13 protein-coding genes are annotated in these 12,689 nt (G+C 66.8%); 5 read left to right on the top strand and 8 right to left on the bottom strand.

All coding sequences use genetic code 11. The annotated features are described in order from the left end of the window. The 3 genes from M2337_RS02745 to M2337_RS02735 all read left to right on the top strand — a co-directional run bounded on the left by M2337_RS02745 (position 1) and on the right by M2337_RS02735 (position 4,379). Positions 1-1,452, top strand: a complete 1,452-nt coding sequence (locus M2337_RS02745; protein ID WP_264571601.1) for an efflux transporter outer membrane subunit — start codon at positions 1-3, stop codon at positions 1,450-1,452. Positions 1,453-1,878: 426 nt separating this feature from the next. Beyond that, positions 1,879-3,396, top strand: coding sequence for a chromosomal replication initiator protein DnaA (gene dnaA, locus M2337_RS02740; RefSeq protein WP_264571600.1), 1,518 nt, complete (start codon positions 1,879-1,881; stop codon positions 3,394-3,396). Between the two features lie 380 nt (positions 3,397-3,776). Next, positions 3,777-4,379: a murein L,D-transpeptidase catalytic domain family protein gene (locus M2337_RS02735; protein ID WP_181560981.1), complete on the top strand. Its 603-nt coding sequence runs from the start codon at positions 3,777-3,779 to the stop codon at positions 4,377-4,379. Between the two features lie 33 nt (positions 4,380-4,412). Here M2337_RS02735 and M2337_RS02730 read toward each other — a convergent pair whose 3' ends face one another. From M2337_RS02730 to M2337_RS02720, 3 genes are read right to left on the bottom strand one after another with little or no spacing between them, the layout of a single operon-like run. Continuing rightward, positions 4,413-5,609: a L,D-transpeptidase family protein gene (locus tag M2337_RS02730; protein ID WP_264571599.1), complete on the bottom strand. Its 1,197-nt coding sequence runs from the start codon at positions 5,607-5,609 to the stop codon at positions 4,413-4,415. A 30-nt stretch (positions 5,610-5,639) separates the two neighbouring features. Then, positions 5,640-6,614: a TauD/TfdA family dioxygenase gene (locus M2337_RS02725; RefSeq protein WP_264571598.1), complete on the bottom strand. Its 975-nt coding sequence runs from the start codon at positions 6,612-6,614 to the stop codon at positions 5,640-5,642. Between the two features lie 57 nt (positions 6,615-6,671). Then, complete coding sequence (locus M2337_RS02720; protein ID WP_181561563.1) at positions 6,672-6,902, bottom strand: zinc-finger domain-containing protein; 231 nt, start codon at positions 6,900-6,902, stop codon at positions 6,672-6,674. 123 nt (positions 6,903-7,025) lie between these two features. Between M2337_RS02720 and M2337_RS02715 the strand changes: the two genes are divergently transcribed. Both M2337_RS02715 and M2337_RS02710 read left to right on the top strand, forming a co-directional pair. Beyond that, positions 7,026-7,685, top strand: coding sequence for a hypothetical protein (locus M2337_RS02715; protein ID WP_264571597.1), 660 nt, complete (start codon positions 7,026-7,028; stop codon positions 7,683-7,685). Positions 7,686-7,793: 108 nt separating this feature from the next. Next, the gene (locus tag M2337_RS02710; RefSeq protein ID WP_264571596.1) at positions 7,794-9,389 is read left to right on the top strand and encodes an ABC-F family ATP-binding cassette domain-containing protein; all 1,596 of its coding nucleotides are present in this window, start codon (positions 7,794-7,796) and stop codon (positions 9,387-9,389) included. A 15-nt stretch (positions 9,390-9,404) separates the two neighbouring features. Here the strand turns inward: M2337_RS02710 and M2337_RS02705 are convergent, their stop codons facing one another. The 5 genes from M2337_RS02705 to M2337_RS02685 form a co-directional block, all read right to left on the bottom strand. Continuing rightward, positions 9,405-9,737 (bottom strand): zf-TFIIB domain-containing protein, encoded by a 333-nt coding sequence (locus M2337_RS02705; RefSeq protein ID WP_264571595.1) that lies wholly within the window; start codon positions 9,735-9,737, stop codon positions 9,405-9,407. Positions 9,738-10,071: 334 nt separating this feature from the next. Then, positions 10,072-10,596, bottom strand: coding sequence for a 30S ribosomal protein S9 (rpsI, locus tag M2337_RS02700; RefSeq protein WP_264571594.1), 525 nt, complete (start codon positions 10,594-10,596; stop codon positions 10,072-10,074). Then, the gene (gene rplM / locus M2337_RS02695) at positions 10,596-11,075 is read right to left on the bottom strand and encodes a 50S ribosomal protein L13 (RefSeq protein WP_181560974.1); all 480 of its coding nucleotides are present in this window, start codon (positions 11,073-11,075) and stop codon (positions 10,596-10,598) included. The genes rpsI and rplM overlap by 1 nt, the downstream gene beginning before the upstream one ends. A 145-nt stretch (positions 11,076-11,220) precedes the next feature. Beyond that, positions 11,221-11,553, bottom strand: a complete 333-nt coding sequence (gene cutA, locus M2337_RS02690) for a divalent-cation tolerance protein CutA (RefSeq protein ID WP_264571593.1) — start codon at positions 11,551-11,553, stop codon at positions 11,221-11,223. Continuing rightward, on the bottom strand, positions 11,550-12,683 hold the full coding sequence (locus tag M2337_RS02685; RefSeq protein ID WP_264571592.1) for a COX15/CtaA family protein: 1,134 nt from the start codon (positions 12,681-12,683) through the stop codon (positions 11,550-11,552). Before M2337_RS02685 ends, cutA begins: the two co-directional genes overlap by 4 nt. Positions 12,684-12,689 lie beyond the last annotated feature (6 nt).

Raw genomic sequence — 12,689 nt, 5'->3', positions numbered from 1 at the left:
ATGCGTGTTACCTCTCTCCCTCCGCTCGCCGGCGCTGCGCTGGCACCACTGCTGCTCTCCGCCTGTGCGCTCGGTCCCGCCTATGCGCCGCCGCAGACCCAACTGGCGGATCGCTGGCTGGGCGAGGCTGGGACGGGCGCCGTGCAGGCCGAGCGGTGGTGGGAGCAGTTGCACGATCCCATGCTTAACGGGCTGGTCGAGCAGATGCTGGCCGGCAATCCGGACCTGCGCGAGGCACAGGCGCGGGTGGCGGAGGCGCGGGCGAATCGCGATGCCGTGCGCGGCGAGCGCCTGCCGCAGGTAACGACGAGCGCGAGCGGCAATCAGGTGGTGCTGAGCGAGAATGGCCAGATGCCGGTGGGCCAGATTCCCGGTTTCGCGCGGGACTTCCCGCTGTTCGATGTCGGCTTCGACGCCAGTTGGGAACTTGATCTGTGGGGCCGGCAGGCGCGCCAGAGTGAGGCCGCGCAGGCGCGTAGCGAGGCGGCGGCGCTCTCGGCGCAAGCGGTGCGGATGCAATTGATCGCCGAGCTGGCGCGGGCCTATGTCGGTCTGCGGCAGGCGCAGGCGGATCTTGCGGTCGCGCAGGACATGCTTGCCGCGCGCACGCAGCTTGCCGATCTGGCGGGGCTGCTGGAACGTGCTGGCGAAGCCAATGCCATCGATGCCGGCCGCGCGCGGGGCGAGGCCGAGACCGCCCGGCTGGCGGTGACGCAGGCGCAGGCCGGCGTGCGGAGCGCAGCGGTGCAAGTGGCGCGGCTGGTCGGCAAGGAACCCGCCGCGCTGGTCCCGCAACTGGAGCAGCCGGGCGCCATTCCTGCGCCGCCGCCGGCCATTGCGGCGGGCTTGCCCTCCGAGCTATTGCGGCGCCGGCCGGATATTCTCAGCGCCGAGCGGGAGCTGGCGGCAGCCACGGCCGACATCGGCGTGGCGCGGGCCGATCTTTTCCCGCGCCTGTCGCTCAGCCTGGCTGTTGGCCAGCAGGCCCGCGCGATCGGCGATCTGGTGAGCGGGGACAGCACCCGGCTGCAGGGCGGGGGCGGCCTGTTCTGGCCGCTGTTTAACGGCGGGCGGGCGCGGGCGATGGTGCGCGCGGCCGATGCGCGCGCGCAGGCAGCGGCGGCCCGCTATGATGGCGCCGTGGTCGGCGCGCTGGCGGACAGTGAAGACTCGATCAATCGATTCGACCGCAGCGTGGAGGGGCTCATCGCAGCACGCGAGACGCTGGCGCGGGAAGAGGCTGCCTATGCGCTGGTGTCCCGCCGCCAGGCCGCTGGCGAGGACGACCGGCTCGCCCTGGCGCGGGCCGCTCTGGCGCGCCAGTCCGCGATGCAGCAGCTGAACCGCGCGCAGGCGGGGGCGGTGCAGGCTGCGATTGCGCTCCACAAGGCATTGGGCGGTGGCTGGACGTCCGAGTCGCAGGCCTCGATGGAACCCGATGGAGCGCGCTGAGCGAGCCGCGTGAGAACAAGAAGAGGACAAGCGCAAATGGTGTCCGAACGGTTAAACTTTCGGGGTGCAGGAGCGCCGCGACCTGATCTTCGGAATCCCAACGATTCGCAGCGGGCGCAGCAAATTCCGGCTTCCCGATGCCTAAAAAATATACTAGATATCAGTGCCTTATCTGTTTAACCGTCCTTCCGGTCGGGATTCCGTGGTCAAGCATTTTATTTCAGATTTTTGACAGAGGGCGTGCTTGATCGGGGGGGCGAGCACTGCCACAACTTGCCCTCGGCGGGGCTCGAATCGTAGCCACGTCATACAGCGGTCTGAGTTGAACACTGGACGTGGGAGGGGCACTCCCGCGAGGGATTTTCGCGTCCAGCGTCTGACAGCAGATCACCTGCGAGGAGTAGGACGATCGGGGATCGGGAAGACATGGGGCAACACGTGAATCAGCAACATTTCAGCAGCGTTGCCGACGGCATCGGGCCAGCCGACATCGGCGAGCAGCCCGAGCGCGAGGCGCTGGAACAGGCATGGACGGAGATCCGCGCGGGGCTGCGCAGGGCCGTCGGGGTTCGCCTGTTCGATCAATGGATTCGGCCGTTGCGGCTGGGCAGCTTCTGCGCCCAGTCCGGCACGCTCGATATCGAGGCGCCGTCGGAATTCGCGGCGAGCTATGTTTCCAGCAATTTCGCCACCCGTATTGCTCTGGCCTGGCGCACGACGCCGGTCGGCGTGCATGACCTGCGCATCGTTCGAGCCAGCGAAGCGCCTGAAACGGTGCCGGTCACCCCGCGCGGCTTCCGCCCACAGGAGAGCACGGCGCGTCCGGGCCAGTCGGCGCGGGCGCTTGCGTCCTCGCAAGACGCATCGACCAACCGCGAGTCGGCGGGGCGGCGCGCTGCGCAACGCTTCGAGCCGCGTCACGATTTCGCCGGCTTCATGACGGACGAGAGCAATGTGCTGGCGGCGTCGGCTGCCAAGGCCATGGCCGGCGCGACCCGCCCGGCCTTCAATCCGCTGTTCATCCACGGCCCGACCGGCTTTGGCAAAACGCACCTCCTCCACGCCATTGCGCAGGCCTATGGCGAGACGCTTGGCGGCAGCACCGGTGCGCCGCCGAGGGAGGGGGCGATCCTCTATATGTCGGCCGAGCGGTTCATGAACGAGTTCGTGGCGGCGATTCGCGCCAACGACACCTTCTCGTTCAAGGCCCGGCTGCGCGAAGCACGGATGCTGCTGGTCGACGACATCCAGTTCATCGCCGGCAAGGGGCCGACACAGGAGGAATTCCTCCATACGCTCAACGATCTCATCGATGCCGGTGCGCGGATCGCGATCGCCGCCGATCGGCCGCCCCAGCAGCTTGGCTCGGTCGATCCGCGCATCCTGTCCCGCCTCGCCGGCGGGCTGGTCGCCGACATCCAGCCTGCAGGCCTCGAGCTGCGCATGAAAATTCTGGAAGCGCGGCGCGAAGCAGTGGCGGACATTGCGGTGCCGGACGACGTCATCGCCCTGCTCGCCGGGGCCATCCGCACCAGCATTCGGGAGCTGGAGGGCGCCTTTAATAAGCTGGTGGCTTATGCCCAGCTCGTCGACAAGGCGATCACCACCGAACTGGCACAGTCGATGTTGGCCGAATCGCTGCGAGCCAGCCACCGGCGCATCACCATCGACGAGATCCAGAAGCTGTGCGCGGCTCATTACCGGATCGACCAGTCCGAAATGCGCTCACAGCGTCGCGCCCGTGCGGTTGCACGTCCGCGTCAGGTGGCGATGTATCTGGCCAAGAAGCTCACGCCGCGCTCGCTGCCGGAAATCGGCCGCGTGTTCGGTGGACGGGACCACAGCACGGTGATCCACGCCGTGAAGACCATCGAGGCGATGCGTCTCGATAATCCCGAGATGGATGCGGATATCCGCACGCTGCAGAAGCAGCTCGAGGGATGAAGGGGTGAAGAGGCGGGCTGGGTGCGGTGTGCATCCGGCTCGGCTGGTCACGGGCCGCCGCCAGCCGAGATAATCATGTCCCGCGTCGGCCCGTTTGAGGCGATCAAATGCTCTCCACCCACCCACTACGTGCTCCTGCGAAGGCAGGAGCCCAGGGCGGTTTAGGCGGTCCCATGCGCCCTAGGCTCCTGCCTTCGCAGGAGCACGGGGTGGTCAGGTCGTGGGGTTTTCTTCCCCAACGTGCGGCCATCGAAAGGCACGATGCACCGCACGGGACTTGGCAAATGAGGGCTCTTCCCCTATTTTCCGATCTATCGAAGCCTCCGTGGGGACGGGATGCGGGGCGCGTTGCAATCATCGATTGATCGAAAAGAGCCGTCATGTCCGTTGTGCATCGCCGTCAGTTTCTTACGCTCGCTGGAGCGGCCGCATCGGCTGCTCTGGTGCCTGCCAGTGTGCGCGCCGCCGTGCGCACGCCGCCGCAATGGGCCAAGCTCGTTGCCAAGGCGGAAGCGGCCATGGACCAGTATAGCGTCAAGTTGCGCGACCGGTTCGTCGTCGTGGACTTCTCGCTGCCCTCGGCCGCCGCGCGGATGTTGCTGGTCGATCGCGAGAGCGGCCTCCACCGGCTGCTGACCGTCGCGCACGGGCGTGGGTCCGATCCGGCGCATAGCGGCTTCCTGCACAGCTTCAGCAATGCGCCCGGCTCCAACGCCAGCTCGCGCGGGGCCTATCTCACCGGCGCTCATTATACTGGCCAGCATGGACGCTCGCAGCGGCTGATCGGGCTGGAGACGAGCAACGACAATGCCGAATCGCGCGCCATCGTGATTCACGGCGCCTGGTACAGCAATGACGACATGGTGAAGCGCCTCGGCAAGCTGGGGCGCAGCGAGGGCTGCTTTGCCGTGAGCGAAACGCAGATCAACCCTCTGCTCGACTGGCTCGGCCCCGGACGGATGCTCTACGCCGACAAGGTGTAAGGCGCCGCCACTGACGAGCGTGTTACGGGGCGCCTAGCCAGCCAGACATCCCATGCTGGAGAGTTGCCGGGTCGCGGCGAGGTTGCCGGCGCCGAGGGCTGCGGCAATGTCGCCATCCAGCCCGTAGACATCATCGAACCTGTTGAGCCGGCCTTTCGCATCGGCACGCGCTGTCATGTAGACGATGTAGACCGGAATCGGTGCGGACAGCTTGGCCGTCACGGTGGTGCCGGCGGCGACTGCAGCGTCGATCCGCGCTCGCGTCCAGTCCGTACCGGTGAGCATCGCCACGGCGAGGTCGAACGGTTGGTCCGTGCGCACACAGCCGTGGCTGAAGGTGCGCTCTTCCTTCTCGAACAGGCTCTTGCTCGGCGTATCGTGCAGGAAGATGGCGAGCGGATTGGGCATGTCGATCTTCATCTGCCCGAGTGCATTGCCGGGGCCTGGTTGCTGCACGACCTGCAGGCTGCCGCCCTGCTGGGTCCAGCTATAGCCCCGCGCGCGGGCCGTGGCCGGGCGCGTGCGGATCAACGCGCCGACGCTCTCGCGCACGATCGACTGCGGCACGGTCCACGTCGGGTTGAGGATGACCCCAGTGGCGGTGGTGGTGAATTGGGGCGTCGGCGTGCCGGGTTTGCCCACGATCACCCGGTGCGTGGCCAGCACCGCACCGCGATCGACCAATTGCGCCACATATTCCGGCACGTTCACGATCAGATAACGCGGCCCCATGTCGCGGGGCAGCCAGCGCCAACGCTCGAGATTGGCGCGCAGCCGGGCACGGTCCGCCACGGCATCGGCCGGCAGGCTCAGCAGCGCGGCCCGGAGCCGGCGATAATCGGCATGGGCAGGGGCCAGCCGGTCCAGCTCGGCAGCGATATCGCCGCTGCTCAGCGCGCGGTCGATCAGGGCGAGCACCGCGTCCGGGCTGAGATTGGGGGTGCGGAAATAGGAGAGGCGGCGCTGGTCGGCAGGCACCCGGCCATTGGCGAGGTCGCGGGCTATCAAGGCAAAGCTGCGCGTCGCAGCGATGTCAAGGCCGCGCTGGTCTCCGCCTTCGAGAGCGCCGCGCAACCGGTCCAGCTCATAATCACGCGGATCGAGGCCATGTGAGTCAATCTTGCGGCCATAATCGAGCAGCGTTGTGGCCGCCGGGCGGGACCAGGGCGTGCTCGCCTGCGCCGGCATCGCGATGAGAAAACACAGAAGAGCGAGCAAGATACGAGGCATGGGCCGTCCTCCCAAGGTGATCGGTCCCTCCTAGGCCGGCACCGCAACCCCGCCATGATATGCATCAATCTCCGTCGTCAGGCTGCGCATGGCGGGATGGATCGGCCGTCCGTTCGGGATGTTCAGCCACAGGCGCAGCAGCAGGCGGCGCGCATCGGGCGTGTCGTGGAATTGCTGGCGCGAGTGCAGCACGAGGAAATTGTGCCAGAAGAACATTTCGCCGGGTTGGAGGACGAAGTCGGTGCGGACATCGGGCCGCAGCGCGACCTCGTCGAACAGGGCGAGCGCCTCGCGGAACGCAGCGGGCAGCTTCTCCGGCTCGCGGCCATGGCGCAGGAACACGCGGTTGTTGAACCCGCTCGTCTTGCCATCCAATGTCCAGAAGAAAGGCAGCGCCTCTTCGTGAGGCTGCGGCCGCTGCGGCCAGTCGATATAATGGCCCTCGTACAGACGGGCGAGAAGATCGGGTCGCTCGCGGGCCATGATGTTGTGGATGGCGAGCAGGCTGACAGCACCACTCTCGCCACCCTGCGCCGAGGCACGAAGGCCGTAGAGCGAGAGCACTTCGTGAAAATCGGTATGGGAGCGCAGTTCCAGATCGGACGTGTAACCGCGCGGCGGCCCGCCCTCTTCCTTCTGGACATGGGCGATATGGTCGCCACGTGGGCTTTGCACGACGCCGGTGCCGATATGGGTGCCAAGCCCCCAATAGAGCCGCTCATGATCTGCCAGATCATAACGGCCAGCATCGATCCCGGAGAGAATGACCGCGCCGCAGCCATGGAAAAGCTGCCAGCGCGCTGCCTTCATCAGCGCGTCGATTTCAGGGCAGGAGAATTCCTCGCGCCGGATGTCATGCGCGACTCGGCCGCGCACGCGGAGCACGGCGCGATCGATAGCGTCGCGTTGCGCAGGGGAAAGCCGATGGGTGAAGCCCTCGCGTCCACCGATTTCGGTACTGGTCCAGACAGCGGGATCGTCGACCGGCACGGGATGCAATGGCATGGGCGGTCGATCCTCTCCGTTGATGGCCCGGTCTTCGCCGGGTGGGTCGTCAGCCGTTCAGAGGCTGGCGCCGGACGAAATGTCTGGCTTGTTCACAATGTCCGGGGTGTCGGCCGGGCCACCCGCCAGCACGAAGCGCCTGTCGCAATAGCCGCAATCGACATAGCCATGCTCGTCGATCTCCAGGAAGATGCGCGGATGCCCCAGCGCAGCGGGGATGCCGTGGCCCGAGCCATCACAGGAGACTCGGCGAGCATGAACGTGAATGATTTCAGGCGGCGTGTGCATGAGGTTGGCGGTTAGCACCCCCGCCGCCAGCGGGCAATATGGAGGATGCTGTTGATCCCGCGCAAAGCCCGGCGGCGATGGCTAACCTATCTTCTGCACATGTTGGAAGATGAGCGGCAGACGATGGGCAATCCATCAGAGCAGCGGGACTGCGCGATCGCCGCACGGCTGGCTTATGCGGCGGCATTGGCCTGCGCATTGCTCGCCCTTGCCTATGTCTGCGGGCAACTGCTCGAATGGCTCGGCGTGCTAGGCTCTGCCGGCGGCCCGAATGCTGCCAGCACCCCGCGCGGGCTGGCGCTGCTGCTCACGCCGTCGCTGCTGCTCGGCCCAGCCTTCGTGATCCTCACGGCCGCCCGGCATCGGCTCGCGCCGCCGGGGCGCCGGGCCGTCAGTCAAAGCGCGTTTGGCTTCGCGATCATGTATGCCACGCTCACGGGCCTCGTCTATTTCGTTCAGCTCACCTTCGTCGGGCCGAGACTGGCCAGTGGCGATACGGCAGGCATCGAGCCTTTTCTCTTCCTGCCCTATCGTAGCTTCCTCTTCGCGGTGGATCTGCTGGGCTACGCTCTGATGAGTCTCGCTACCTTGCTGGCTGCCTTCGCGCTTCCAGCCGGGCGGGGCGGTCGCGCGGCCCATGCAGCCTTGCTCGCCAACGGCCTCCTCATGCCGGCGCTGGCGCTGCAGATGTTTTGGCCGTGGCTGATCTGGGTGGGTGCCTTGTGGGCGCTCAGCTTTCCCGCCGCGATGCTTCTCGTCGCGCGCTTGGTGCGGCGGATTTGATTCCGCGCACGATCGCGCTTACATCGCACCTTCAACGCCAGCAGGAGCACATCATCATGGACAAGGCACCGGACATCCGCCCGATTGTTCCTTCGTCACAGGTGTTCCATGCCCGGCCCGAATCCCGCTCTTCTCACCCTCGATCACGTCACGCTCGCCCGGCCTGACGGGACGGCGCTTTTCTCTGACCTGACTCTGGCCATCGGGCGGGAGCGGGTCGGCCTTGTCGGGCGCAACGGCGCCGGCAAGTCGAGCCTGCTCGCCATGATCGCCGAGGGCGGCGCGCCACAGGCGGGGACGATCCACCGGACCGGGCGCATCGGCACCTTGCGGCAGATCCAGCTGGATGCCGGCAGCGTTGCACAAGCGCTCGGCCTTTCCGATGCGCTGGAGAGACTCGCGCGCCTGGACGGGGGCGAGGGATCGCTGGAGGATGCAGCGGAGGCGGACTGGACTCTGCCCGAGCGCCTTGAGCGGGCCCTGGCGGACGTCGGGTTGACCGGCACGGCTCTGGACCGCGATTGCGCGACGCTGTCGGGTGGGGAACGCACCCGCGTCGGGCTGGCGGCGATGCTGCTTGCAGAGCCCGAACTGCTGCTGCTCGATGAACCCACCAACAATCTCGATGACGCCGGCCGGGCCGCGGTGGCGGCGTTGCTGGCCTGCTGGCCGGGCGGCGCGCTCGTAGCCAGCCATGATCGCGCACTGCTGGAAGGCATGGACCGGATCGTCCAGCTCTCGCCGGTCGGGGCCTTCAGCGTCCGCGGAGGGTGGAGCGCCTTTGTGGCGAGTCGCGATGCGATGCGCGCACGGGCCGAGGACGCGCTGGATCGCAGCCAACGCACACTCGCCCGGCAGCAGCGGGATGCGCAGGCTCAGGCCGAGCGCAAGGCCCGGCGGGACAAAGCCGGGCGCACTGCCCGGGCGCGGGGGGATCAGCCGCGCATTCTGCTCGGCAAGCGGGCCGAGCAGGCCGAGCAAAGCGGGGCGCGCGAGCGTCAGCAGGCCGAGCGCCAGATCGGCGCGGCAAGCCAGTCGCTGGAGGCCGCCCGCGTGCAGGTCGAGGTTCTGACGCCGCTTCAGATCCATCTGCCATCGGCCGGCCTCCCACATAATCGCACGGTATTGCGGTTTGAGGATGTGGTGTTGGACCGGGGCGGGCGCCGGCTCTTCGGCCCGCTGTCCTTCGCCATGACCGGGCCAGAGCGCGTCGCGGTCACTGGGCCGAATGGCAGTGGCAAGACCAGCCTGCTGACCCTGGCGATCGGGCGGGCCGAGCCGAGCGCGGGGACCATCCATCGCGGGGCGGGCCGGATCGCGCTGCTCGACCAGCATGCCGACCTTCTGAGGCCCGGCCAGACCCTGCAAGCCGCGATGCTGGCCGCGCATCCCGGTATGACCCCACACATGGCGCATGAGGCGCTGGCCCGCTTCGCCTTCCGCAACCGCGATGCCCTGAAGGATGTCGCGGTGCTGAGCGGTGGCGAGCGGCTGCGCGCCGCCCTGTGCGTGATCACAAGCGGGCCGGTGCCGCCGCAGCTTTTAATCCTCGATGAGCCGACCAATCATCTCGACATCGAGAGCATCGAGCTCCTTGAGCAGGCGCTCGTCGACTATGACGGCGCCTTACTCGTCGTGAGCCACGATGCCGCGTTTCTGGACCGGATCGGCATCGAGCGGAGGCTGGGCGTGGACGGCTTGTGAGAGCTAAACCCTCGATCAGTCGAACAGCTCTTCGAGGAACGACTTCTTCCGCTTGGGATAGCCTTTATGCGAGCGGTAGCCGTCATCCCGATAGCCCTGCTCGCGATATCGCTCATCGCGGTACGGCTGGTGAGCCTGAGACTGAGGCGGATAAGGCTCGGCGCGGGTCTGCGGCGGAGGGACAGGCGCCAGTTCTACGCTGGCGCGCTCGATAATCTTGTCCAGCTCGCCCCGGTCCAGCCACACGCCGCGGCATTGGGGGCAATAATCGATTTCGACGCCTTGGCGCTCGCTCATCACGAGCGGCACGTGGCAAACCGGGCAGGGCATGGACTGGGCTGATGTCATGAAAAACCTCCGATGGAACGATTGTCGATCGGGTGGCTGATGCAGGTCTTCAGTGAGTCTGGAGCCGGCACCGAGCGCACTCGATGCGGTCCGACATCACGATCCATAGGGGATCGCCAGAGAGGCCCGGCCCGCAAGTTCAAGGTAGGTGAGCCCTGTTGCAGGTCAAGCCGTCGCGCGTGAATCCATGAGCGCTGCGCCCACAACGCGCCCAAAAGAAAAGGGCCGCCCTGAAGAGCAGCCCTTGTTCCGGTCCCGGACGGGAAATTCTGAACCTCCTGCGCGTCCGCGGAGCCGGACCATAGTCCGGCCTCGCGAAACGACGCCGACGTTCTTAGCGCTTCGAGAACTGGAAGCTGCGGCGAGCCTTGGCGCGGCCGTACTTCTTGCGCTCGACGACGCGCGGGTCGCGCGTGAGGAAGCCTTCTGCCTTCACGGCGGCGCGCAGCGTGGGCTCATATTTGCTGAGCGCCTGCGCGATGCCGTGCTTCACGGCGCCGGCCTGACCGGAAAGACCGCCACCCTTCACGGTACAGATCACGTCATACTGGCCGGTGCGGTCGGTGACCGTGAAGGGCTGGTTGATGACGAGACGCAGCGTGGGACGTGCGAAATAGGTTTCCTGATCGCGGCCATTGACCGTGATCTTGCCGGTGCCGGGCTTCACCCACACGCGGGCGACGGCATCCTTACGACGGCCGGTGGCGTAGGCGCGGCCCTGCTTGTCCAGCTCCTGCTGGCGCAGCGGCGCGTTCGACACCTTCACCGGTGCCTGCACGGCGTCGGTGGCGGCGGGCGCATCGGCGTTACCCTGGGTGAGGTCCTGCAGATCGGACAGCGAGTTGACGGTATCGGACATCAGGCACCAACCTTGTTCTTGCGGTTCATCGCCGCAACATCGAGCACTTCGGGGTTCTGGGCTTCATGCGGATGTTCGCTGCCCGCGAAGACGCGCAGGTTGCGCATCTGCTGACGACCGAGGGGACCGCGCGGGATCATGCGCTCCACGGCCTTCTCCAGCACGCGCTCGGGGAAACGACCCTCGAGCACCTTCTGCGGAGAGGTCTCCTTGATGCCGCCGGCATAGCCGGTGTGCTTGTAATAGCGCTTGTCGGTCAGCTTGTTGCCGGTGAACTTCACCTTGTCGGCATTGATCACGATGACATTGTCACCGCAGTCGACATGGGGGGTGAAGCTGGGCTTGTGCTTGCCGCGCAGGATGTTCGCGATGATGCTCGCGACGCGACCAACGACGAGACCCTCGGCGTCGATCAGCAACCATTTCTTCTCGACCGTGGCCGGGGTTGCCGGCTTGGTGGTCTTCATGAGCGCCTTCATGGCCTCTTGCCTCCAGGAATGAGTATCCAGAAAATAACAACAGCGGCGCCCCGGAAAAGGCACCGCCCGTGCGGCTCCAATGGCGATGAGGGGGCGGAGAGTCAAGAAAAAGCACGCCCTTGCTGACGGGTATCAGGATACCCTATCAGTCCGGACGGGCGTCGGGCCGCGTTTTTTCGTGCACCCATGCCGCATAGGCCGGGGTGGTCTGCGCGGCCCAGGTGAGGATCGCGGGGAGATCATAGGTATGGGCCTGCGCAATGGCGGTCATGAGCGCCGCGTAGCGGTCCGGCGCGGTCTTGAACAGCACCACGGTTTCGGCGCTCTGCTCGATAACGCCGTCCCACGGATAGATCGAGCAGCCTTCGCCCAGCACATTGGCGCAGGCGGCCAGTCGCTCTTGCACCATCTGGTGGCCCGCCGCTTCAGCCTCCGCGCGCGAACCATAAGGCACGTAGACCAGAGCGATCTCGCTCATGCGCGCGCAGGCGCGAGATCCGATTCGCGATCCCGCTGGCCGAGTCGATGCGCGCCGGCCACCGCGATGGCGAGAAGCAGCGCGCCGATGACCTGATGCGTGACGGCAATGTGCAGCGACACGCCGGTCAGCACCGTGCCGATGCCGAGCATCACCTGCACCAGCGTGGCGCCGGTCAGCGCATAAGAAAGGCGGAGCGCGCCCTGGGCATGAAGGCGCCCGGCCATCCACAGCATGGCGCCCGCCGCGACCATGGCCCACCAGCGATGGAGGAAATGGACGAGGAACGGGTCGCTGGTCAGCGTCATCCACAGCGATCCCCACCATGCGATTCCGTCGGGGACGAAGCGGTCGTTCATCATCGGCCATGTGTTGGAGACATAGCCGGCGCGCAGACCGGCGGTGAGCGCACCGAGCAGCAACTGGATGAAGAGGATGAGCACGGGGATGGTGCCCGCCCATGTCGGCACGGCCCGTCGCGGCGCGAGGCTGGCGGGAGTGGTGGCGCCGACGGGATTGGCGGCACCATGCCGGGCCAGCCGCAGGAAGTCGCAGGCGGTCCACACCACGGCGCCGAGCAGGATCAGTGCCATGCCCAGATGCGCGGCGAGCATCGCCGGCTGCACGTTCACCCGGTCGACAAGGCCGCTCTTCACCATCAGCCAGCCGACGGCCCCCTGGGCGCCGCCCAGCGCCAGCAGCACCAGCAAGCGGACACCGAAGCCGCGCGGAATAGCGCGACGCAGCGCGAACCAGGCCAGCGGCACGGCATAGGCAAGGCCGATGATGCGGCCGACCAGCCGGTGGAAATATTCCCAGAAATAGATGTGTTTGAACGCTTCGAGCGTCATGCCCTTGTTCATCAGCGCATATTGTGAGCTGGTGCGATACTGGTCGAACTCTTCCTGCCACTGCGCCTCGTTCATGGGCGGCAGGGTGCCGGTCACCGGCTTCCACTCGGTGATGGAGAGGCCCGACTCGGTCAGGCGGGTGATGCCACCCACCGCCACCATGAAGAGAATCAGGCCCGCGACGACGAACAGCCAGCGTGCCAGCGGGGCGGGACGGCCAAGATGGCGCCCGCCGACCGCGGGCGCACCGGGCGAGGACGAGTGCGCAAGTTCAGCCATCCGGTC

This window comes from Sphingobium sp. B2D3A (assembly GCF_025961795.1).
Lineage (GTDB): Bacteria > Pseudomonadota > Alphaproteobacteria > Sphingomonadales > Sphingomonadaceae > Sphingobium.
This window is presented reverse-complemented; position numbering and strand designations above follow the sequence as displayed.